We start from the raw sequence: 22,177 nt of genomic DNA, 5'->3' as shown, positions 1-22,177 counted from the left end.
AAGTCATCGATGGTAACAGGGCTACCACCATGCAATCATTCAGGACAAGAACTGGCTGGCCGTTTTGCGCATGGACGCAACGAAGCCCGCGAGGCGAATCGCATGCATAAACAGGCAGCAAGTAGATCGCTCTACGCAATCGGTGAGGTTGGAGCGATGACATGTCCGTCTAATGATGGGCCGTAGCCGCCACGAACTGTCAAATGACTAACAGACGCGGGTCAGTCTCACTTTGTGTGTATTAAAAAAACCACCGTTGGTCCCATTGCTGGGACCAACGGTGTCAAGTTGGCCTGCCCCTCACCAACTTGAAATACTCTTTTATCTCTCTAAACATCGACCGATCGCTAGAGTCAGGCAACTAGGGATTACCCTAGTTTTCGCATTTTTTCTCACTCAACTTGCGGTTCCGTCATGCGGAACGGGTCGAGCGCCTCGTCGAGCACCCCCTTTGGCAGTACGCCTTGCTCTTCACACAACTGGCGAATGGTCTTGCCGGTTTGAAAGGCTTGTTTGGCCAGATCGGAGGCCATGTTATAGCCAAGATGAGCGTTCAAGCTGGTCACCATTGCCAAGCTCTGTTCCACCGAGGCCTGGCAGACTTCGGGGTTGGCGGCGAGGTCTTTGACGCAGAAATCGACAAAGGCATGCGTGCCATCGGCCAGCAATTGAATCGATTCAAGCGCCGTGTGAGCCATCAGGGGCATCATGATGTTGAGCTGGAAATTTCCCCCCGCGGCGCCCGAGATGGTCATCGCCGCATCATTGCCGATGACGCGGGCGGCCAACTGCATCATCGATTCGCACATCACCGGATTGACTTTGCCCGGCATGATGCTGCTGCCCGGTTGGCGACTGGGCAAAGCGACTTCAAAGAAGCCGCAACGCGGGCCGCTGCCCAGCCAGCGAATGTTGTTGGCGACATTCATCAGAGTCTGGGCTACGCATTTTAGCTGGCCGTGGGCCTCGACCAAAGCGTCGCGCTGGGCGTTGGCTTCAAAATGATTGAATGCCTCCACGAAGGGAATATCGGTTCGCTCTGCCAACGCGGCCGCCACGCGGGCGCCAAATTCAGGATGGGTATTGATCCCACTGCCGACGGCCGTGCCGCCCACGGGCAGTTCCATCACGGCATCTTGGGCCCGCTCTGCGCGTTCGATGGAGAGGGCGATCTGCCGCGCAAAGCCACCAAACTCTTGGCCTAGGCGAAGGGGCGTGGCATCCATCAAGTGGGTACGGCCGATCTTGATGATTTCGTCCCAAGCGGCCGCTTTGACCATCAGCTGTTCGTGCAACGCTTCCAACGCGGGCAGCAAATGCAACTCGATTTCCACGGCGACCGCCACGTGGATCGCCGTGGGAAACGTGTCATTGGTACTCTGTCCCATGTTCACATGGTCGTTGGGGTGGATCACTTTGTCTTTGGCAAAGCGATCTCCACCGAGCAGTTCAATGGCTCGATTGCTGATCACTTCATTGACGTTCATGTTGCTGCTGGTTCCCGAGCCCGTCTGAAAGACATCGATCGGAAATTGGTCGATCAGCTTGCCCTCGGCAATTTCGTTGGCCGCGTCCAACATGGCTTGAACTTGAGCTTCACTGAGCGGTTGTTTGCCGCTGCCGGTGAGTTTGCCCAAGTCGTGGTTCGCTTTCCCGCAAGCGTGTTTGACCATCCCCATGGCGCGGATCATGGCTGACGGTAACCGCCAACCCGAGATCGGGAAATTCTCCACGGCGCGCTGAGTTTGCGCACCGTAGTAGGCAGTCGCGGGGACTTCCACGGAGCCCATCGAGTCGTATTCAGTTCGTTTATCCGTCATCACGTTGTATTCCCGTTAGGTTCCGGAGAGTGCTTACGGCGTTTAAACTTGCTCGCGAATGCGATACATTTCCCGCCAAGGAAGTTGGATTCCGCCGTCAATAGTTAGGGTGCTGCCGGTGATGTATTCACTGGCAGGGTCACAGAGAAACGCCACGCCGCGGCCGATTTCCTCGGGCTGACCGAGACGCCCCCAAGGCAATTGTCGGCCTTGTTCTTGCAGTGTTTCCTCAGTGAAAAATTTGCGTTCACCAGGCGTATCAATCCAGCCCGGATGCACGATGTTGACGCGAATCCGATGCTCGGCCAATTCGACGGCGGCGGTGCGAGCCATTTGATCGATGGCCGCTTTGGCCATGTTGTAAGCCATCGCACCGGGGATCGCCAAGACGGCGTGGGGCGAGCTGATAATGACGATGTTGCCCCCCGTTTTCTGTTCCATGAGGTACAGCGAAGCTTGCCGCATTAGGTAAAACGCTCCCCACATGCTGACATCGATCGTCTTGCGGAACTCGTTCAGGTCCGACTCGTAGAACAAATGACGATCACTGTAGACGGCATTCGAGACGACGATATCCAAGCCGCCAAGCCGCTCGACCGTCTGATCGATGATTCCCTCCGCCTCGGCTTGGATTCCCATGTCAGCGGCCAGCGTAATGGCTTGCACGCCGAGATCTTGGCAGGCTTTCTGCACCTCAGCGGCTTCTTCGGGATGACTCCGATAATTGATCGCCACGTCGGCTCCAGCAGCTGCCAGTTGAAGCGCGATGCCTCGCCCAATGCCACGCGATGCGCCGGTCACCAACGCTTTTTTTCCTCGCAGTGCAGTCATAATTCGCTTAAACTCCGCGCTCAGGGTTGAGATCTCAGCCAAAACACTCTGGTCGCGGAGTATACACGCTGGGGCGGAAAAAATGATCCCCTGGCAACCGCAACCAAGGGAGCTTCCACTCGCCCCCCTCAGACGCTGTTTACAGCGGTGCCGCCGCGTCTGGATTGGGCCCAGCAGCGGGGCCGGCTGTGGGGCCGGCTGTGGGGGCTGCGAATGCCGCCGGGGCTGTTGCCAAATCGCTAGCGGGCGAGGGCTCAGCAGCAGCGGCGGGGGTGGAGGCCGGAGCAGAGGCTTGCAGACGCTTCCTTAAGTTCAACGCTTCGTACAAGAAGAATCCACTGAGCGCGAAACAACAGAGAGCCACGATCAACCATCTACCGATGGCGAAATCGGTACCGACCAACGTTGCCAAACCGGCCAGCACTCCCAATCCGAAGATGGCGAATTTGAACAACGCTTCGTTGGCCATGCGCCGCCGAGCGCTGGTCGCAATCGCCGATCTGGCCGACGAGTTTGCCAGCTCTCGCATGGCGGCCAAATTGCCCGATCGCTCCGGTGCGTTGCTGCGGGGCACGTAGGGCGACTCGGGGCTGAGCGGTTGTTGGCTGAGTTCCTGCGGGCTGAGCGACTGCGGGCTGCTGGCCAAGCCAGAGCCCAACTCGCCTGCCGTGGTGGCTGGCGAGCCGTGCGAGGAGAAACTGGCCGCCTCGCCACTGGCTGCCGACATGCTTGCTCCCGAATCTCTTCCCACGACGCTGGTCGCCCCATGGTTGTCGGTTGCGGTGGCTGGCGACGCGGCTGCCGAGCTGGGGCTGCTGCTGGCTGGTGCGGGCGAACTGCTGGCGGCAGGGCGCGGCGTCGATCCGCCCGCCTCATCTGAAGAAACACCTTGCACGCGTCTCAGCAGTCGGTTCATGTAATCCTCAATCGACTCTTCTTCTTCGTTCGCTGCCGCCGCTGGCTCAGCCGTGTATGCTGGTTCGGCAGCGTATGCTCGTTCGGCCGGCGGTTCGGCTGGTTGCTCCGCGAACGTTTGCTCCCCAAATACTTGTTCCGACAATACTTGTTCCGACAATACTTGTTCCGACAATACTTGTTGCGACAATACTTGTTCCGACAAGGATTGTTCGGGTGCTTGTTGTTCGGGCAATTCTTGTTCGGGCCAGGCTTCATCGACTGGCTGCTCCGCTGCGGCCGGGGGCGAATTCAATTCCGCCAGCTCATCCGTTTCGACAGCCAATCCCATGCGGGCCAGAATCTCGGCCGCCGTGCTGCCTGGGACTTGTGCCCGCTCGGCATCTTCACGCTCAGCACTCGCCCGCTCGGCATCCTGCTGGTCAGCACCGTCAATCTGCTGAGCCTGCGGTTGGATACCAAAGCTAGCCAGCAAGCCCGAAGGATCGAGCGAGGCGCGATCAATCGCGTCAATCGCTTCGGCGGCATTGGCCAGATCTTTGGGCTCCATGTCGATGGCGTAGGTGGCACCATCCAGATACGAATCGGGGGTCTCGTGTGCAACCTCAGTCGGAGCGGGCTGGGTGGTGATTCCCTCAACCGCTACCTGCTCGGTCGGCATTTCTTCGGCCAACGCCGGCTCGGCTGCTGTGGGCTCGGCTGCTGTGGGCTGCAGAAAGTCCGCTCCGAGCGAAGTTGCCGAACTCTCCCCGCTCTGGTCGAGCTGCGAGAAAGGGTCGTCATCGAGCCATTCGCTGTGGTCGCTGAGGGGCGAATCGTCGACATCATGCTGCTCTTCCCACTGCGCCGTTTGATCGATCGGCAAATGAAAAGCTGACATACTGATCGACGCCTCGTCCCCGTGATCAGCTGTCATGTCGCGGGCAGTAGAGACGTCGTGATCAGCGGCTGCGTTGTGCGACGCGGTCACATCGTGCCCGCTCGTTCCCTCCAGTTCGTCTTGCAGGGAAGTGAAAAACTGCGACTGGGAAACACTCACGTCCTCCCGCTGATCAGCCTGGTCGACGGTAGGCAAAGCTGGCTCGCTCGCCACCAGCGGCGATGGAGGTTGCGTGAGCACCGTTTCGGCAAACGGAAACTCCGCTGGGTTCATCTCCGCTGAGTTCATCTCCGCGGCGGGAGTCTCTGCCGGGGGAGTCTCTGCCGGGGGAGTCTCTGCCGGGGGAGTCTCTGCCGGGGGAGTCTCTGCCGGGGGAGTCTCTGCTGCCGGCGTTTCTACCACAGGAGTTTCTGCCACAGGAGTCTCTGCAACAGGCGTCTCTACTACGTGAGATTCTGTGGCGAGCAACCCTGCGGCCGTCAGGTTCCGCTGGGATGTGTTCGCTGGGGCTGAGTTGTTTGCTGGGGCTGATGCGAATGGATCCGCCACGTCGAAGGGATCTGCGGGCACAACTTGATGCATGGTTTGCTTGAGATTTCCGACGGCGTTGATCGCTTGTTGGGCGGAGTCCTCGGTAGCTTCGAGCCGTTGTCGCAGTTCGTCGCACTCGGCTTGCAGTTGTTGACTCTGCATGTCGTATTCATCAGCCAACCGGGACAGTCGTTGATCGGAATCACGCTGTTCGCGTTGCAACGTTTCGATTTGGCTGATCGTGGCGTAACGCTCCGAATCGGTCTGCAAGTTTTGCAGTGAAGATCGCAGTTGTTGCACCAATGCACTCAAGCCGTGTCCAGCTTGACGCGTCTCCTCTAACTCGCCGCCCAACTGACTGAGGCGTTCGGTGGACCGCTGGACATTGCCGCGAACTTCGTTGATCGCCGCCTCGTCGCGTGACCGCCCGGCGGCATACTGATCGGCCAGTTGCTGCAGCGATTGTTCGAGCATCTCCGCGTCGGCCGCAACTTCTTCCTGTCGCGTTTGATTGGCCACGGTCTGCAAGCGGATCTCGCGATTCTCTTGTTGCACGCTGTCGAGCGCGGCTTGCACGAAGTCGAGCCGTTTCCGCAACGTCTCGGCCAACCCCAGCACTTGCCGATTCGCCACCTCGGTGTCTTGCTGCTGCTGTTCGAGCCGCATTTCGATTCCGGGCACCATCGATCCGGCCATCGCGCTGACCCGTCCCGACAGTTCAGCCAACTGGTTGCGAAGTCCGTGGACGGTATCTTCCGCTTGCCGTGCTCGTTGCTCAGCCAATTCCTGGGCCTGACGCAACGCTTCAACTTGAGCCTTGGCTCGTTGCTCACGCTGCCGAAATCGCTCCTGTTGCCGCCGGCTACGTTCCTGCCAACGCCGCTCGTTCGCCAATATCGCCTGTTGCTGCTCAAGTAAATCGACCCCCGCGCGACGCGCATCGAGCACTTGGTCTGGATTCAGCAAACGATGGGGCAGCGGGTTGTCGTCAGCGGTGCCCACTGCCAACTCACTCTTTTCAGCGACTGGCTCGACTGGCTCCGGCTCGACTGGCTCCGGCTCGACTGGCTCTGCAGACTCATCACTAAAGTCGAGCTCTGCCGAGGGGCCGTCCAGGACCGGGGGATCAGCCAACGGGGGATCAGCCAGCGACTCGGCACTGCGAGGATTGCTGGTTGGCGGCGGTTGGTTGTTGAACTCCGTGATCACATGCATGGAGTCGGCGAACGATAGTCGGCGGCGGGGCACCACGCGAGAGCTGTTAGCGGCTGGTTTTTCAGCGGCTGGTTCTTCAGCAACTGAATTCTCAGCCTGCGTGGCGGGCGCTTTGGACTTGCCGGCAGTCGCTGTTTGTTCCTGGGAGCGGAGATCGGTCAGCAACTCAAACTCATAAGCGCCCAACTGGAAATAGTCGCCGCAAAACAACTCGCTTTCCGTCTTGGCGACACCATTAACGGGGATCGCCACCCCGGCGGCTCGCAGCACCACTTCGCCTTTGGAATTCCGCACGAGACTGGCGTGCATCGGACGCACCGTCGCATCGTCGAGTCGAACAGAGCACTCCGGGCCGCTTCCAAATGTGTACTTGGGCCCCACTAATTTCAGTCTTCTGCGGGGCGAGCCTGGACGCGTGACGCGGAATTCGATGGCCACATCCTGCGCAGCGGGTATGGTTTCATCGTGATTCGATTTCAGGGTCGGCACCGTTTCATTCCCTTGTTCACAGCGTGCGTTCTGGAGCTGTCCCCATTAGGCTGGCTTGTCTGCCAGCAGAGGGGGCCGGAGCAATTTCCTAGAGAGAAATCGACAAATTCCACCCAATGCGGACAATCCTCCCTCTCCGAAAATGACTCCGTCTCTGAATTGTCGGAATTACGAGCGTTGTGTGATTAGTAATTCCTCGCAGTGGAAAAATCGTCCAGCTGTTTCGAGCCCGAGAAATGGACCGAACTGCCAAACTGTCCGCCGTTGGCAACGCAAAAAAAATCTCGGTGCGATCCCAGTGGATGGTTCGTAAGTCATTTATTGGAAAGCACTTGCGGAAGCACTTTCAGGTGTGTTGGGAATGCCGGCGAGGAAAGGAACCAAATCTCTCGGATCCGCGTAGTATAGTTCGATGCCACGCAATCTGATGAGCTCACATGAGTTGCGGGAACTCGGCTTGCTGGGTTAATCAGAAAAGCAATGCCACAGACCGTTATCAGCAAGGGACAATCACGATGGCACGCAAAGATGCTTTGACGAAGCTTCGGGACGTTTTGGTCCGACGCCGCGATGCCTTGCGAAGGGCGATGGCTGGTGATCTGAATCAACTGCAGGAACTGCGGGATCAAGGTCCCGGAGATATGCTCGACGCAGCGGTCGATACGGCCCAAGATGAGCTGAATAGCCAATTGTTGGAAGTCGAATCGCGGGAATTGGAGCAAATCGAAGAAGCCTTGAATCGTCTCAAAAGTGGTTCTTTTGGGCTCTGCGAAGAGTGCGAGAAACCGATTCCCCTCAAGCGATTGCAAGCGTTACCCTACGCGACCGAATGCATCGATTGTAAGCGAAAGAGCGAATCTCAAAGTGGTTCGGCCGCTCAGGTCACTCCTTGGAATCGAGTCTTCGACAATAGTCAAGTCGACTCGGTCTAAGGGGGGCAAACCCACTCGCAAGCTCGCCGCTGAGGCACACTTCTAGCGATTAAAACGTTAGCGCCCGGCGAGCATCTCGAGCTGTAACTTTACTGCTCTCCTGCCGATGAACAGCACTGAACCTATCTCATAGATCGCGTCGCCACAGACTGCTGGCGGCAGTGGGCGGTTATGATTTTTGATGAGGGGTTCCGACATCGGCCAGCCCACGGACGTGGCGGGTCTTTCTTGGCCTAGGGACGCGCAAGCAAGAAATTTCCCCGACACGAGATCCGCCATGCTTCAGCACCGCGCGACGATTGCGCTGATGATTGCTTCCGCCGCCGCACCTTACGCGTCAGGGCAGGCTCCGGCCTTTCCCAGGCTCAGTCCACCGCAGTCGCCCGCACCGGTGATCGAATCGGCCCCCGTTGACTTGGCCCCCGTTGACTTGGCCCCCGTTGACTTGGCCGAGTCGCTCCCAACCGCAGGCTTGTTGCCAGCAGATAGCTTGTTGCCGAATCCCGGTTCGCTAGCCCCCACCACCCGCTCTGTGGCCAGCGATCGTTACTCCGCGACTCGTCCCCGCGAGGTGGGCCCGCCGGCGGGGCAAGCTGACGGCTACGCGGCGTTGGCCGCTGAAGCTTCGGCGTTGCAGCGGATGGAGAATGTCGTCAAGCTGGTCGCCAAACTGGTGCGGCCGTGCGTGGTGCACATTGAGGCCAGCAAGACGGAAGCTGGTCGGGGGCGAGCTGCTAGCTATGATGAGGCTGGCTCAGGAGTAATCATCTCCCGCTCCGCTGGCCTCTGGGTGCTCACCAATCGTCACGTGATCCATGGCTCGAGCCGCCATGAAATTACGCTACGCATGCACGATGGTCGCAGCTTGCAGCCGTTGCGAATTTTGGAAGACGCCAGCACGGATGTGGCGGTGTTGCAGTTGCCGGCGGTCGAATTATCTGCGGCCCGCATTGGCAGCAGCGAGGGGGTTGGCGTGGGAGATTTTGTGTTAGCTGTGGGGAGTCCCTTCGGGCTCAGTCATTCGGTCACCTTTGGGATTATCAGCGCCCTCGGCCGGCGAGATTTGACATTGGGGGCGGAGCGGATCGAGCTGCAAGATTTCTTTCAGACCGACGCGGCGATCAACCCCGGGAACAGCGGCGGACCGCTGCTGAATCTCCGCGGTGAAGTGATCGGGCTGAACACGGCAATCGCCAGCAGCAGCGGAGGCAGCGAAGGCATTGGCTTTGCCATCCCCATGGATATGGTGATGCAGGTTGTCGATCAATTGATTGTGCATGGACAAGTTCGCCGAGCTTACTTGGGCGTCAGTTTGGCTCCCGAGTTTGCCGCCGCCGACGCGCTCCGCATGGGATTGCCGCAGCCCGGCGGCGCTTTGATTAAAACCGTTCGGGAAAAATCGCCCGCCTTGCAGGCTGGACTTCGCGTGGGCGATGTGATTACCGAGTTTGACGGCGTGCGAATCGAAAATGATGACCATCTCGTCACTCGCGTGGGGCTGACGGCCGTGGGGCGTAGCGTGCCGGTGGTGCTTTACCGGGACGGCAATGCTTACCAGACCAAAGTCACGGTAGCCGCGATTCCCTAGGTGCCCCAGTTACCTCAGTGCCCCAGTCACCTCAGTGCCCCAGTTACCTCAGTGCCCCAGCTGGGACTGCGGAACTGCTGGGGAATAGCTCTCAGCTCTTGACATGGTCGCGGTTGACTTGATATTCCCGACGATGCGGTGCCGCAGGCGTAACCGCTGCAAATGCAGCTGGCCGACTTGCGAACCGCTTCTGGTGATCAAGCAAACTCAAAATTCGACAAGGATGTCCGATGCGACTAAGTGTTCATGCCCTTCAGGCAGGCAAGCGAGGAAAGACGAGCGTGGCGGTGCTGTTGTTAGCCCTGGCGGCAGTGGGTTGCGGCGGCGAACCGGATGCCACGGAGGATGCGGAGCCTCAAGCCGCGACGTCGTCTACGACAGCGGACTCCGTCGCATCGCTCGATCTGCAAAGCCCGGAGGCGGTCGTCAGTGAATTTTTGGACGGAGTTCGTCGCGGCGGAACGGCCGCCGATATCGGTCGCTTGATGACCGCCAAAGCACGTGAGCAGTACGCTGCCGTGGGGTTGGTAATGCAGCCTCTCGGTGCACCCGATGCGACCTTCAAGGTGACCCGCAGCGTTCCCTATGGAGACGGCGCTGTGCTGGTCAATAGCGTGTGGTCCGAACAGTCGGCCGAGGGCGAGCCGGTGAGCTACGAGGTGGCTTGGGCACTGAAGAATGAGCCCGAGGGTTGGCGCGTCAGCGGCTTGATCTTGGGCGAAGATCAAATCTTCAACTTTGAAAGCCGCGACGATGTGTTGGCGATCAAGGGCATGCAAGACGGCGAGCCCGCCGTTGGGGGCGATGTCCCCAGAACAGCGGATGGCTCAGGCTTTACCATGCCCGACTTCAACTGACCGCCGCGGTTGGACGCTTGTCCGAAAAAGCCAGAAATTAACATCGGCAAGGTCGGCGAGGGAGCCCAGCGGGCTGAACCCTCGCGATCTCTCGCCGTGAACTTGTGGTTGTCGCTGAGCATCTGGCGGCAGCCCCGCCTCGCTGAGTACAGCGGGAAATTCAACTGAATTCGAAATTTTGGGCCAGTTGGGCCTTCTTTAGACTGCTAGCCCCCGCTCTTTGGCTGCACTCAACACGCCCCCCCTCCGCGTGTTTTTCTCTATTCTCCGGAATGACTGTCGGAAAAACTGTTAAAGTTACCCGGCTTGCCAATTGACATTAGGCGTAATAAAGCTACTCTTTGAGCCAGCCTGTGCGATCGTCAAGGACAGCCTGTGTTTCCTAGCCTGCCTGATGTGCACGTTTTTGCACGCGAGGATGTTCCTCCAGGCTCACGGGCGGCAGTGGTCAATGTGGCCCGCCAAAGTTGTAGGTCGCACGAGATGTCCCGTTTACTTCGTGAGGTATTTGATGAATCGTTCGGTTATTTGTGGTATTGCCGGTTTGGCAATGATGATTGCTTTCGCCATGTCCTCCGTGGACTCGACTTCGACCGCGCAAGCTGGTTGCGGTGGCGGTCTGCTCGGTGGCTTGTTCAAGAAGGATTGTGGCGGTGGTGGCGGATTGTTCGCCAAGAAAAATTGCGGTGGCGGACTGTTCGCCAAGAAGAGCTGCGGTGGTGGCTTGTTCGCTCGCTTGAAGGCTCGTCGCGCCGCAGCTTCCTGCTGTGCACCTGAGCCAGTTTGCTGCGTCCCCGAGCCAGTTTGCTGTGCACCTGAGCCAGTTTGCTGCGTCCCCGAGCCAGTATGCGTTCCTGAGCCAGTTTGCTGCACCCCTGAGCCAGTTTGTGCTCCTGCGCCAGTATGCTGCGGTACCGTAACCGTTGCTGAACCTTGCTGCGGTTCGACCTCCGTTATGGGCGGGACCATCATCAGCGAGACCGTGATCGGCGGAGTTCCTGCGGAAACACCCGCAGCTGGTGTCGAAAGCGCTTCGGATGCTCCTGTCGCTACTGACGAAGCTCCTCCTGCTTCCACTTAATTCTCAGTGACGCACAATTTTTAGTGATCACTTCGTTCAGCCCAGCTGGACTCGGATTAAACTAAAGCCTCGCGCCGCCCTGTTGGCTCCGCGAGGTTTTTTTCGCTTCCATCCTGATCGACACGCTGAAAATCCTTGCCCCCGACCGACTCGAAACCCGCAGACTCGAAACCGGTACCGCAGCCCAGCTCGGCACTTCGCGCGGGGATGAATTTGTGGTTGGTTGTGCATCTTGGTCTCTTGGCGATGAGCCTGGCAGGCTTGCTGGTTGCCTCCCCCGTACAAGGTCGTCTGGTGCGTTTCGCGCTGCCCTACCTGTCGCCACTGCACATGCGGGTCGACAACCGGCCGCTCGACTTTCTTAATTTCACCGAGTCCGACTGGGAGCACCGCTTGGAATGGGGCCCAGTTCCCGCCGATGAGGTTGGGGGCGAGCCTGTTTGGCGACTATTTGAAACAGCCAAATGGGGGCGGTTCGCTGAAGAACGTCTGTCACGACTAGCCCGCGCCGTCTCCGAAGCGGCCGAGGTCGACGATACGGCCACCGCGGCGTTGCTGATCAAGCCTTGGATTGATCGTTTGGTGTCCGATCCGGCGGTCGCGGCGGCGGTTGGTCAGCACTTTCAAGTCCGCGTGGTGGTCATGCCGCGGCAACCGGCGGGAGAATCGTCACCAGAGGTCCGGCTGCGGGCGGCGGTGATTCTCACTCCCGACGCATCGGCCAGTGCGCAAAGGTCGTGGAAATTGGTGACCCTGGACGAGTCCCGTCTGAATGCAACTCCGGTGGCGCCACGTGTCCAGTAAAGCCAAGAAACAAACGCGTCCTGCGAGTCAGCGAGTTAAGAAACAAGCAGTGAGAGCGGGCGACGCTGGCGTTGCCGTCGCTTCTGATACCCCCTCGGGCGATGCCTGGGAGCGATTCTGGTATCAGCCACAAGCGTATGGGATGCTGCTCTGGACACGGCTGGGGATCAGCTTGGCGGCTCTGCTTTACTTCGCCTCGTACTGGACTGACATTGCCATCTGGTTTTCCTCGCGTGGGCTATTGCCGACCGATCGTTTAGGCCGGTTGGTAGCTTCCACTGGGGCCGAGGAAGTGGCTCGTTGGCAGTTCTCTCTACTGTACGGCATCGACTCACCCGCCTTGCTGCGGGGGTTTTTGCTCGTGGGGATGATTTCCGCGGTGCTGATGGGGTTGGGGCGACTCGGTCGTGGGGCAATTGTGGTTTGTTGGCTCTGCCTGTTGAGCTTGGCGAATCGCCAATGGGTCGTGGTCGGTTTGGTGGAGTTTCCCCTCACGCTTGGTTTGTTGGGTTTGACCATTGCGGGCAGCGGACGCGGCCAGCCCCGATCCCAACCGCTCAAAGCTTGGCACTTCGGTTTGGGAAAAAGGCTGTTGCAAGTCCAGGCCGCACTGTTGGTGTTGGCGATTGCGGCGGCTCAAGGACTGCGGGGCGAGTGGTACAGTGGCGAGGGGTTTGCCCGCTTGTTGACCGCGGGTGCCGGCAGGTTCGCCGACCTCTCCTTCCTTGCCGCCAGTCCCTTGCTGAACCATCTCGCCGGCGTGTTAATGGTGGCGATCCCATGGGCGTCCGCGGCGGCGTTTGCCTCGGGTTGGTGGCGGGGAAACACAGTTTGGCAGCGGTCGGCGATCGCGGTCTTGCTCGTGCACCTCATGCTGATTGCCGCACTGGCAGATCGCTGGCTGTACGGAGTGGCACTGGCCGCATTGTTGGTTTCGCTGTCTCCCGAGCGGGACAAATAGCCCGAGCACTCTTTCTTGGGTGCTGAAGCTCAGACGCGCACGTCGAGCCGGCCTTGGGACAGTTGTTGCTGCATATTGGCTGCTTGTTCCACCAGTTTCACAGCGGAATCGCCCGCTGCTTGACTCGCTTTCATCTGCTTGCCGGCGACTGCATAAGCAATTTGGCTGTCAGTTTTGGATTTTTCGTAAGCAGTATCAAGTAGTTTGCTCACGTTTGCCGGTACGCCGTTGATTGCGCTCATGCGAAGTTTCCTTGACGAATCCAAAAAATGATCCAACCTGCGAATCATTTCGTAATAACTTTTCTGAATTTTCGGATCTATTTGTTAACCTTCGTGATATTCCCGAGGGTAAGTCATGAAAAGCAGACGAAAATTTCAGTTTTTTTGACAATCAGGGCAGTTGTGCGGATGCGGGCGGATAGGGAAGAGAAATTGAGGCTGGCGGGGTCAAAGTGACAGCATGGCCGCCACCGATCCGCGAAAAATCGCTACATTGCTTGGAAATGAGACGGCCTGGGTAACCTAGGATATTCCTGTGAGCGCTTCTAAATCGAGTGAGTTGCATCAAGAGTGTGGTAGCGAGAGCTACGAGATCAAGAGTTGCTAGACCAAGAGTTGCTAGATCAAGAAGTGTGTGTGCCCCCAACAAAATAAACGTTCCTTGCTCCCTTTCTTCGGAGAGTCTTTGCTGATGAGAATTTTTGGAATCGCCCGCCAAGTGCCTGCCCGACTTTTCGGGGGTATTTCGCTGGCCATGGTCATGACCGGGTTGCTGCCGGCAACGGGACAGTTGAAAGGCGCCGATTTGCCTCCTTTTGACAAGGTTTCGGAGGGGTATGAGCAGGTTAATAGTTCGGACATCCAGAACGAGAAAACATTGTTTTCAGTCTGGAAGCGGGAAAAAGACTCGCAAGTGTTGGTGGAGCTGCCTAAGAATTTTGCTGGCAAGCGATATTTCGTCGCGTTGACGGTCAGCAGCGGCGATCGTTTTGCTGGGCTGCAATCGGGAGATTGGGTGGTTGAGTGGCGTCGCTACGACGACCGATTGGCCTTGATTGTGCCCAATTTGGCAATTCGCGCCAGTGGCGATGCTGAGGGCAAAGCGTCGGTCAAGCGGTTGTTCACTGACCAAGTCATTTTGGACATGCCGATTTTGGCGATGGGGCCCAACAATGGTCCGGTGATTGACGCGGACAACTTGCTGGTTGGCAATGCGACTCGCTTCTTTGGTGGCAGCGTGCAAGTCACCAATCCCCGTGTGACCAAGATCGCCAAGGCGAAGACTTTCCCGCTGAACGTGGAATTGGCTTTCGAAATCGTTGGCCGTGGCGGCATTCTGCAAACCATTCACTATTCGTTCAGTGAAGTTCCCACCGGTGGAACCTACAAGCCGCGTAAGGCGGACGAGCGGGTTGGTTATTTCACCACCGCTTACAGCGATTTGGGCCAGTACGATGATGAAAAGACTCGCGTGCGTTACATCAATCGTTGGCATTTGGAAAAGCGTGATCCACGGCTCAAATTAAGCCCGGCCAAAGAACCGATCGTGTTCTACATCGAACACACCACCCCGGTTCGTTATCGACGTTGGGTTAAGGAAGGTGTCGAATTCTGGAACAAAGCTTTCGAGAAGGTCGGCATCTTGGACGCGATCGTCGTCGAGGTTCAAGACGCGGTAAACGGCAAGCACATGGAAAAGGATCCGGAGGATGTGCGATACAATTTTGTGCGTTGGTTGAACAACGACATCGGGACCGCGATTGGTCCCAGTCGTGTGCATCCCGAAACGGGCCAGATTCTCGACGCCGACATTGTGCTCACCGATGGTTGGATTCGTCACTTTAATTTCAACTACAACGAATTGATGCCCAAGTTGGCCATGGAAGGATCCAGCAGTGAGACGCTGGCTTGGTTGGCCAAACACCCCAGCTGGGATCCTCGCGTGCGTTTGGCTCGCGCCGACCAACAGCAGTTCTTGCGTCAACAGTTCGCCCGCCAATCGACGAGTCGCGGATTCACTCATGAAATGATGCAAGCCGACCCCAGCCTGATCGGTGACGATCCCTATGATGGACTGTATGGGCGACTGAGCCAAGTCAACGGATATTGCATGGCCGCCTCGGGGCGCCAGATGGACATGGCCCTTGCGCGTATGAACTGGGAGTTCGTGTTGATGGCTGACAAGGAAGCTAAGCAGAAAAAGAAGAAAGATAAGAAGAAAAAGAAAGACGACGGCGCGGAATCAAAAGATGAATCTGATGACGAGTCCGCTGACGAATCTGACGAGGAAGGCGATGAGGAAGAGGAAGTTGCGGAGGAGAAGTCAGCAGAAACCAAGCAGGAAGAAGAAAACTTGTTGGACGGGATTCCCGAGTGGTTCGTTGGTCCCTTGCTGGCCGATTTGGTTGCGCACGAAGTCGGCCACACCCTCGGCTTGCGACACAACTTTAAAGCCTCTTCGCTGTATTCGCTCGATGAGATCAACAGTGAAGAAGTAAAAGAAAAAGGACCTTTCTCCAGTTCCGTGATGGACTACATCCCGATCAACTATCGGTACGAAGCTGGCGAGATCCAAGGTGACTTTGGCATGACCGAAATCGGTCCCTACGATTACTGGGCGATCGAATACGGTTACACGTCCGAGGAAGGCAAACTGGCAGAGATTCTCAAACGCTGTAATGAACCCGCGTTGCAATATGCCACGGACGAAGACACCGGCGGTCCTGATCCGTTGGCTCGTCGTTATGACTTTGCCAAAGATCCGCTCGACTACGCAACCGAGCAAATGAAGTTGATCGAGGTCTATCGCGGTCGTCTGCTGGAGAGTTTCGTGAAGGACGGCGATAGTTGGGCCAAAGCGCGTCGCGGGTATGAATTGACCCTCAGCCTGCAGACACGAGCCGTCAACATGATGGCCGGCTGGGTCGGCGGTGCGTTTATTAACCGGGCTAAGAAGGGCGATCCTGGCGATCGCGATCCGGTCGAAGTCGTGCCGGCGGAACAACAACGCAGCGCCTTAACCTTTATTATCGACACGACCTTTCATGACAAAGCCTATGGGTTGACTCCTGAGTTGTTGGCGAAGATGAGCATTGATCAGTGGAGCGATGACAGCGCCACGTTCGGTCAGGAAGCAACTTGGCCGATTCATGATCGCATTTTGGGTGTGCAAGCATCCACATTGACGATGTTGATGAACCCCACGACATTGCGCCGTGTGTACGACAACGAATTGCGTCTATCCGCTGATGTTGACACTTTGACGTTGCCCGAGTTGCTTGACACGGTTACCGCGGCGGCTTGGTCGGAATTGGGTGAAGAGATTCCCGACGATAGCAGCGCACGGAAGCCAGTCATCAGCAGCTTGCGTCGCAACTTGCAAGGCGAACATTTGGGACGCTTGATCGACTTGGTGTTGGCGACCGATTCGCAAACGGCAGCCCTTAAGCCGATCAGCACCTTGGCCGCCATGTCGCTCCGCGATCTGCAAACCAAGGTGGATGCGTATTTGGAATCGGCGGGAGACAAATTGGATCCGTACAGCCGAGCACACTTGGTTGATGCCCAGCAACGGATCGAGCGTGCTTTGGATGCCGGTTACACGATTGGTGGCGGTGCTGCCGGGGCCGGTCAGACGATCATCATGATGTCGGGCGAAACCCCCGCGGCTCCTGGAAACAATTAGTCGTAGCTAATCGTAATGAGCCAGCTCCCCGCTCGCTGAAAGCATGCGAGTGGGGGCTGGCTTTTTTTGTGCGCTAGCGGCGGCTAATTGAGTAAGCTTCGTCGATGGCTGCGTGCATGGCCCCCATGTCCACTTTGTGTTGATTCAATGGCTGACCGATGGCAGCCAACAGCGTCAGCGTCAGGCGACCGCCGAGATGCTGGCGAAACTCTTCCAAGCCAGCCAGCAAGGCAGCTTTGTCGTGGAGCAAGTGGTGCCCGACGGGTAGCTGCAAGTTCTGCAGACAACGGATCACGCGATCCGCATCGGTGGCGGGAAATCCCAAAGCGTTGCGGCTGTAGAGCGTATCGATCGCCACACCGATCGCCACCGCTTCGCCATGTGGAATATGATAATCGCTGAGTGCTTCCAGGCGATGGGCTGACCAATGACCGAAATCGAGCGGTCGGGCTTCGAGCATTTCGAAGGGATCGCCCTCGTTGGTGATGTGTCGCAGATGCAACCAAACCGATTGGTGGATCATCTCCGCGCTGGCCGCATCGTCGCGGGCGACAATTTTCTCGCTCTGTGCCTCCAGTTCGGCGAACACGCGGGGGTCTTTCAGGAGAGCAACCTTAACGACTTCGCTGAAACCGCTGAGGAAGGCTCGTTGGGGCAAGGTGCGGAGCAGATGATGGTCGTTAATGACACCCCAGGGCACCGCAAAGGTCCCTTTCCAGTTCTTTTTGGCAAACCAATTGACCGCGTTTTTGACTCCGACTCCCGAGTCGGCCTGGGCCAACGTGGTCGACGGCAGGCGGATTAAGCGGATTCCGCGATGTGCGATCGACGCGGCATACCCGACGACATCCAGCACGGCGCCGCCACCGATCACCACCACGTAACTGCGGCGGTCCAAATTGTGCGTGTGAAAATGGCTCAACAGCCCATCGACCAACGCGGGGTCATTCTTGCAAGGTTCGCCGCCACCGATCGCTCGCGGCTCTTCGACCAAGGTCACGCGATCTTTGGCGGTGGTGAAAATTCCTTCCAGCCTGCCAAGGAATTCATGATCGGCGCGGGGTAGCGAGGCGTCGACAAAGACGATGACCCGCGGTTTCGCATCGCCGGAAGGCTCCAACAGGTCGAGCAACACGTGTGAGTCGCCTCCCAGCACATCACGGGTGTTACGAAATCGAAACGTTTGTGGGACGTTAAAAGGAATATCGATCGAATGCGACGGGGTGGGCATTAGGTCTTGGACCGGGGTCGAGCGGGGAGCAAAAACAGGCTAAACTGTCAAATCAACGCGGGGATTCCCCGCGGTACAATCAGGTCTCTCAGCTTACTATCCTATTCCAAAAGCTCGGGTCTCATCAGCCCGGCCGGAGGGAACGACGCGGTCAGTTTTTTTACCTCTCCAGATGGATCGGATTTGGGTACAATGGGCGGGGGGGGCGCAGGCGGGGTGTTTTGCAGTTCAAGCTATTTCGCAGTTGAGCAGTAAACTCATTTAATCAAGGACTTTCATGTTGGCCGTTGCGTTAGGATGGGAGCATCCTTGGTTCCTGTTGCTGCTGGGGCTGCTGCCGTTGCTCTGGTGGACCAGTTTTCGCTCCTTGGCCGGCTTGGGCTCATTGCGCCGCATTTTGGCGTTGTTGCTCCGATCTGTGGTGGTCATCGGCGTGGTGCTGGCGCTCGCCGGTATCCAGTTAGTCTGGACCAGTGACCGGATTTCCGTCGTCTACTTGCTCGACCAGAGCGAGAGTATTCCGACCGCCAAGCGTCAGTTGATGCTGGACTACGTGATTAAAAGTGTCGCCCGACATCGAAACGAGCGGCGTGAGGACAAAGCGGGGATCATCGTCTTCGGCCGCGAGGCCACGATCGAGATTCCACCCTTTGATGATCAGATTCCATCGCTCTCGCGTTTGGAGAGTTATTTGGGGCGCACCGACGCCACCAATCTCGAAGCGGCGTTGAAATTGGCCCAGGCGGCCATGCCGGCAGACACTTCGCGGCGGATCGTAATTGTCTCCGATGGCAACGAGAATCTGGGCAGCGCGCGGCAGTTGGTTGCCCGTTTGGCCGACGCGGGTATCGGTATCGACGTGGTGCCGGTTCCCCTCACGGCCGACGCTGAAGTTTTGCTTGAAAAGATTGACTTGCCTAGCGACATTCGCAAGGGGCAACCCTTCGAGGCTCGCATTGTGCTCAACAACTATGCCGTCGAGGGGCGTGAATCGCCGGTGCGGGGGCGGTTGCGCGTGACGCAGTCGCTGGGCAATGATACGCAGCTGCTCAGCGAGGAAGCGATTGAACTGGTGCCTGGCAAGAATGTTTTTCCCCTGCGGCACACGATCGATCAACCAGCTCCTTATACCTACGAGGCGGAGTTTATTCCCGACGCTGCTGATGATGATAGTTTGCAGCAGAACAATCGGGCGACTTCTTATACCTATGTCCGCGGCAGCGGGCGGGTGCTACTGATTGAAGATTGGATGGCCGAGCCTGGGCAGTATGACCTGTTGGTCGATCGGCTTCGTCAGGCAGACATCGAAGTGGTTATCCAGCCGAGCAACCAGCTATTTACCTCGTTGGCCGAATTGCAAGCTTATGACGCGGTGATCCTAGCCGGTGTCCAACGCGTCAGTGGTGACACGGCAGATTCGATCAGCAGTTTTACCGACGAGCAGCTCGATATGCTCGTTCGCAACACGCAACAACTTGGTTGTGGCCTGTTGATGATCGGTGGGCCGCGGGCGCTCGGCAATGGCGGTTGGGCCGACACGGAGTTGGAAGCGGCCATGCCGGTGAACTTTCGTATTCGCAATTCCAAGGTGCAAGCGGTCGGCGCGCTGGCCATGATCATGCACGCTTCGGAGATGGCCCAAGGCAACTATTGGCAAAAAGTGGTGGCTCGCAAAGCGATCGAAGCGATGGGACCGCTCGACTACTGCGGTGTGCTGCACTGGAATTTTTCCGGCGATGCTTGGCTGTGGGGAGGCCAGCAAGGCATGTTGCCGGTCGGCAATAACCAGCGTGCCATGTTGGCTGCCGTGGGCAGAATGACCCCGGGCGATATGCCTCAGTTTGATCCTGCCATGCGGATGGCGGTTAAAGGTTTGAATAACACCAACGCCTCACTAAAACATTGCATTATCATTTCCGATGGTGACCCCAGCGATCCAACACCGGCCACCATCCAAGCATTTAAAGATAATGGAATTACGATCAGCACCGTGGCTGTTGCCACTCACGGACCGGCCGAAAGTCAACGCCTCAGGCAGATTGCCATCACCACCGGTGGCAAGTATTACGCGGCCCAGAATGCGCAAGCATTGCCTAAGATCTTTCAGCGCGAAGCTCGCAAGGTTTCACAGCCTTTGAATTTTGAGCCCGAGGGAGGTGTGGAACCACAGGTCATCTATCCGCACCCGATCGTCGAAGGAATCGGCGTTACGTTGCCCAACACCAAGGGATTCGTGCAAACGGAAGTCAAGGATAGCCCTCTGGTGCAGGTGCTCGTTCGCTCGCCACTCCCCTTGGAGCCGGACAATGCGACGATTTTGGCGGTTTGGAATTACGGTTTGGGGCGGACTGCCGTGCTGACAACTGATGCCGGCAGTGTCTGGGCAGAACCGTGGACGCGTTGGTCCGGTTATGACAAATTTTTCTCCCAGCTAGTCCGCTGGTTGATGCGTCCCAGCGGCGACACCGGTAATTTTACCATGGCCACCAAAGCCGAGAATGGCCGCATTGAAGTGGTCGTGACGGCGCTCGATCAGAACGAAGAGTTCCTTGATTTTCTCGAAATGAATGCTTCGGCGTTGAGCCCCGATCTGCAACCCATTCCGCTGACCTTTCGCCAGACCGCACCGGGGCGTTACGTCGGTTCGATTCCCGCCGACCAAGCTGGTAGCTATTTTCTCAACGTCGTCCCCACCGCTGGTGAGTCACCGTTGACAACGGGAGTCACTGTGCCGTTTAGCGAAGAATTTAGGGTTCGCGAAGCGAATGAGGCGTTGCTGCAGGCTTTGGCCGGAGTGGAACCGAGCGGAGGTACCGCCGGCGTGATTTCTACACCGCTGTCCGCCAATCAGCTGGAAGAAGTCTTGGCCACCGACACGTTCCGTGGTGGCTTGGCGCTGGCCCGCAGCGCCCGCGACGCTTGGCCCTTCGTCATCTTATGTGTAGGCTGTTTGTTCTTGGCTGATGTGGCAGTTCGGCGGATCACTATTGACTGGTCCAGAATTGGTACGCTGGTCAATGCTGGGCGATCTGGTCGCAACGCGTCTGGTGAGCAGACCCAGTCACGGTTGGAGTCATTGAAAGCACAGAAGGAAAAAGTCGGTGATTCGATCGAGCGCCGACGCTCTTCCGCCCGTTATCAACCCACGGATGTCGCCGACGCCGATCAAATCTTGAACTCCGGCGACTCCGCTTCACAGGGCGGCTCGCAAACAACGCGTAAAACACCTTCGCTGAAGGCAGAGCAAGTAGAAAAATCTTATACAGAGCGGTTGCTGGAAGCCAAACGTCGGGCTCAGAAAGACAATCGCGATAACCAATCCTAATTGCCAACATAGCGCAGCATGACTACCACCGTTGAGTCCTTACAAGCAGAAGCTGAAGAGTTTCGCACGCGTTACTCTGCCATTCGTGATCAAATCGGACGAGTGATCGTGGGGCATGATGACGTTGTCGAAGGTGTGCTGACATGCATGCTCGTCGGTGGCCATTGCCTGCTCGAAGGAGTCCCCGGGTTAGGTAAAACGATGCTGGTGCGGACCTTGGCGGAAACGCTCAGCCTCGATTTTTCCCGGGTTCAATTCACGCCTGACTTGATGCCGGCGGATATTTTGGGGACCAACATGGTGGTCGAGGATGAGCATGGGCGGAAGGCTTTTGAGTTTCACAAAGGTCCCATCTTTACTCAAATTCTATTGGCAGACGAAATCAACCGTGCGACGCCGAAGACACAGTCCGCGTTGCTCGAGACGATGCAAGAGGGCACGGTCACCGTCTCGGGAAACCGGTTTGTCTTAGACCGACCGTTCTTCGTGCTGGCGACGCAAAACCCGATCGAGCAAGAAGGGACTTATCCCCTGCCCGAAGCGCAACTCGATCGTTTCTTGTTCAAGCTGGTTGTCGGTTACAGTGGTCGCGATGAGTTGGCAACGATTGTTGATCGCACGACTCGTGGCGAAATCGTCGTTCCCGAGAAAGTGATGGATGGTCGGGAAATCATTCGTTGGCAGCGGTTGGTTCGGCAAGTCATTCTCTCGAATCACGTGCAAGATTATTTGGTGCGGCTCACCCTGGCGACGCATCCCGAAGGGACTTTGGCTGCCGATATTACCAATCAGTATGTGCGTTGGGGCAGCAGTCCTCGGGGGGCTCAGACGCTGGCTTTGGCGGCCAAGGTGCGAGCTCTGCTGGCCGGGCGTTACAACGTCAGTTTTGAAGACGTTCGCCGCGTCTTTCTGCCAGCCATGCGGCATCGTGTGTTGCTGAATTTTGAGGCCCAGGCGGAAGGTATCGAGCCCGATTCGGTGCTCTTGGAAATTCTAGAGAAAACTCCCGAACGCTCTGAGGACTAAGCAT

Annotated in this window: 14 protein-coding genes; 9 read left to right on the top strand and 5 right to left on the bottom strand. The window is 57.6% G+C overall.

What is annotated here, in order from left to right; translation table 11 throughout:
* Positions 1 to 392: 392 nt before the first annotated feature.
* From SH139x_RS22320 to SH139x_RS22310, 3 genes are all read right to left on the bottom strand, one after another.
* Positions 393 to 1,820 (bottom strand): class II fumarate hydratase, encoded by a 1,428-nt coding sequence (locus tag SH139x_RS22320; RefSeq protein ID WP_488351977.1) that lies wholly within the window; start codon positions 1,818 to 1,820, stop codon positions 393 to 395.
* A 42-nt stretch (positions 1,821 to 1,862) separates the two neighbouring features.
* The gene (locus SH139x_RS22315; protein WP_488351976.1) at positions 1,863 to 2,651 is read right to left on the bottom strand and encodes an SDR family NAD(P)-dependent oxidoreductase; all 789 of its coding nucleotides are present in this window, start codon (positions 2,649 to 2,651) and stop codon (positions 1,863 to 1,865) included.
* A 139-nt stretch (positions 2,652 to 2,790) separates the two neighbouring features.
* Positions 2,791 to 6,681, bottom strand: a complete 3,891-nt coding sequence (locus SH139x_RS22310; RefSeq protein WP_488351975.1) for an FHA domain-containing protein — start codon at positions 6,679 to 6,681, stop codon at positions 2,791 to 2,793.
* Positions 6,682 to 7,196: 515 nt separating this feature from the next.
* Between SH139x_RS22310 and SH139x_RS22305 the strand changes: the two genes are divergently transcribed.
* The 6 genes from SH139x_RS22305 to SH139x_RS22280 all read left to right on the top strand — a co-directional run bounded on the left by SH139x_RS22305 (position 7,197) and on the right by SH139x_RS22280 (position 12,904).
* Positions 7,197 to 7,613 (top strand): TraR/DksA family transcriptional regulator, encoded by a 417-nt coding sequence (locus SH139x_RS22305; protein WP_488351974.1) that lies wholly within the window; start codon positions 7,197 to 7,199, stop codon positions 7,611 to 7,613.
* A gap of 277 nt (positions 7,614 to 7,890) precedes the next feature.
* On the top strand, positions 7,891 to 9,201 hold the full coding sequence (locus tag SH139x_RS22300; RefSeq protein ID WP_488351973.1) for a S1C family serine protease: 1,311 nt from the start codon (positions 7,891 to 7,893) through the stop codon (positions 9,199 to 9,201).
* A gap of 230 nt (positions 9,202 to 9,431) precedes the next feature.
* The gene (locus tag SH139x_RS22295) at positions 9,432 to 10,058 is read left to right on the top strand and encodes a hypothetical protein (protein ID WP_488351972.1); all 627 of its coding nucleotides are present in this window, start codon (positions 9,432 to 9,434) and stop codon (positions 10,056 to 10,058) included.
* Between the two features lie 511 nt (positions 10,059 to 10,569).
* The gene (locus SH139x_RS22290; RefSeq protein ID WP_488351971.1) at positions 10,570 to 11,139 is read left to right on the top strand and encodes a hypothetical protein; all 570 of its coding nucleotides are present in this window, start codon (positions 10,570 to 10,572) and stop codon (positions 11,137 to 11,139) included.
* A gap of 135 nt (positions 11,140 to 11,274) precedes the next feature.
* The gene (locus SH139x_RS22285) at positions 11,275 to 11,943 is read left to right on the top strand and encodes a hypothetical protein (RefSeq protein ID WP_488351970.1); all 669 of its coding nucleotides are present in this window, start codon (positions 11,275 to 11,277) and stop codon (positions 11,941 to 11,943) included.
* Positions 11,933 to 12,904 (top strand): hypothetical protein, encoded by a 972-nt coding sequence (locus SH139x_RS22280; RefSeq protein WP_488351969.1) that lies wholly within the window; start codon positions 11,933 to 11,935, stop codon positions 12,902 to 12,904. Before SH139x_RS22285 ends, SH139x_RS22280 begins: the two co-directional genes overlap by 11 nt.
* 29 nt (positions 12,905 to 12,933) lie before the next feature.
* Here the strand turns inward: SH139x_RS22280 and SH139x_RS22275 are convergent, their stop codons facing one another.
* Positions 12,934 to 13,146, bottom strand: coding sequence for a hypothetical protein (locus SH139x_RS22275; RefSeq protein WP_488351968.1), 213 nt, complete (start codon positions 13,144 to 13,146; stop codon positions 12,934 to 12,936).
* Positions 13,147 to 13,660: 514 nt separating this feature from the next.
* Here SH139x_RS22275 and SH139x_RS22270 point away from each other — a divergent pair.
* The gene (locus SH139x_RS22270) at positions 13,661 to 16,591 is read left to right on the top strand and encodes a zinc-dependent metalloprotease (protein ID WP_488356064.1); all 2,931 of its coding nucleotides are present in this window, start codon (positions 13,661 to 13,663) and stop codon (positions 16,589 to 16,591) included.
* Between the two features lie 73 nt (positions 16,592 to 16,664).
* On the opposite strand, the gene SH139x_RS22265 is transcribed toward SH139x_RS22270, so the two are convergent.
* Positions 16,665 to 17,822 (bottom strand): 3-dehydroquinate synthase, encoded by a 1,158-nt coding sequence (locus SH139x_RS22265; RefSeq protein WP_488351967.1) that lies wholly within the window; start codon positions 17,820 to 17,822, stop codon positions 16,665 to 16,667.
* Positions 17,823 to 18,099: 277 nt separating this feature from the next.
* Between SH139x_RS22265 and SH139x_RS22260 the strand changes: the two genes are divergently transcribed.
* Together SH139x_RS22260 and SH139x_RS22255 are read left to right on the top strand one after the other, a co-directional pair.
* Positions 18,100 to 21,147, top strand: a complete 3,048-nt coding sequence (locus SH139x_RS22260; protein ID WP_488351966.1) for a VWA domain-containing protein — start codon at positions 18,100 to 18,102, stop codon at positions 21,145 to 21,147.
* Positions 21,148 to 21,165: 18 nt separating this feature from the next.
* Complete coding sequence (locus SH139x_RS22255; RefSeq protein ID WP_488351965.1) at positions 21,166 to 22,173, top strand: AAA family ATPase; 1,008 nt, start codon at positions 21,166 to 21,168, stop codon at positions 22,171 to 22,173.
* The last annotated feature ends 4 nt before the right edge of the window (positions 22,174 to 22,177 follow it).

The sequence above is a fragment of the Kothea flammea genome, from assembly GCF_052161645.1.
GTDB lineage: Bacteria > Planctomycetota > Planctomycetia > Pirellulales > Pirellulaceae > Laterigemmans.
The sequence above is the reverse complement of the archived record's forward strand: the minus strand, read 5'-3'. Positions and strand labels throughout refer to the sequence as shown.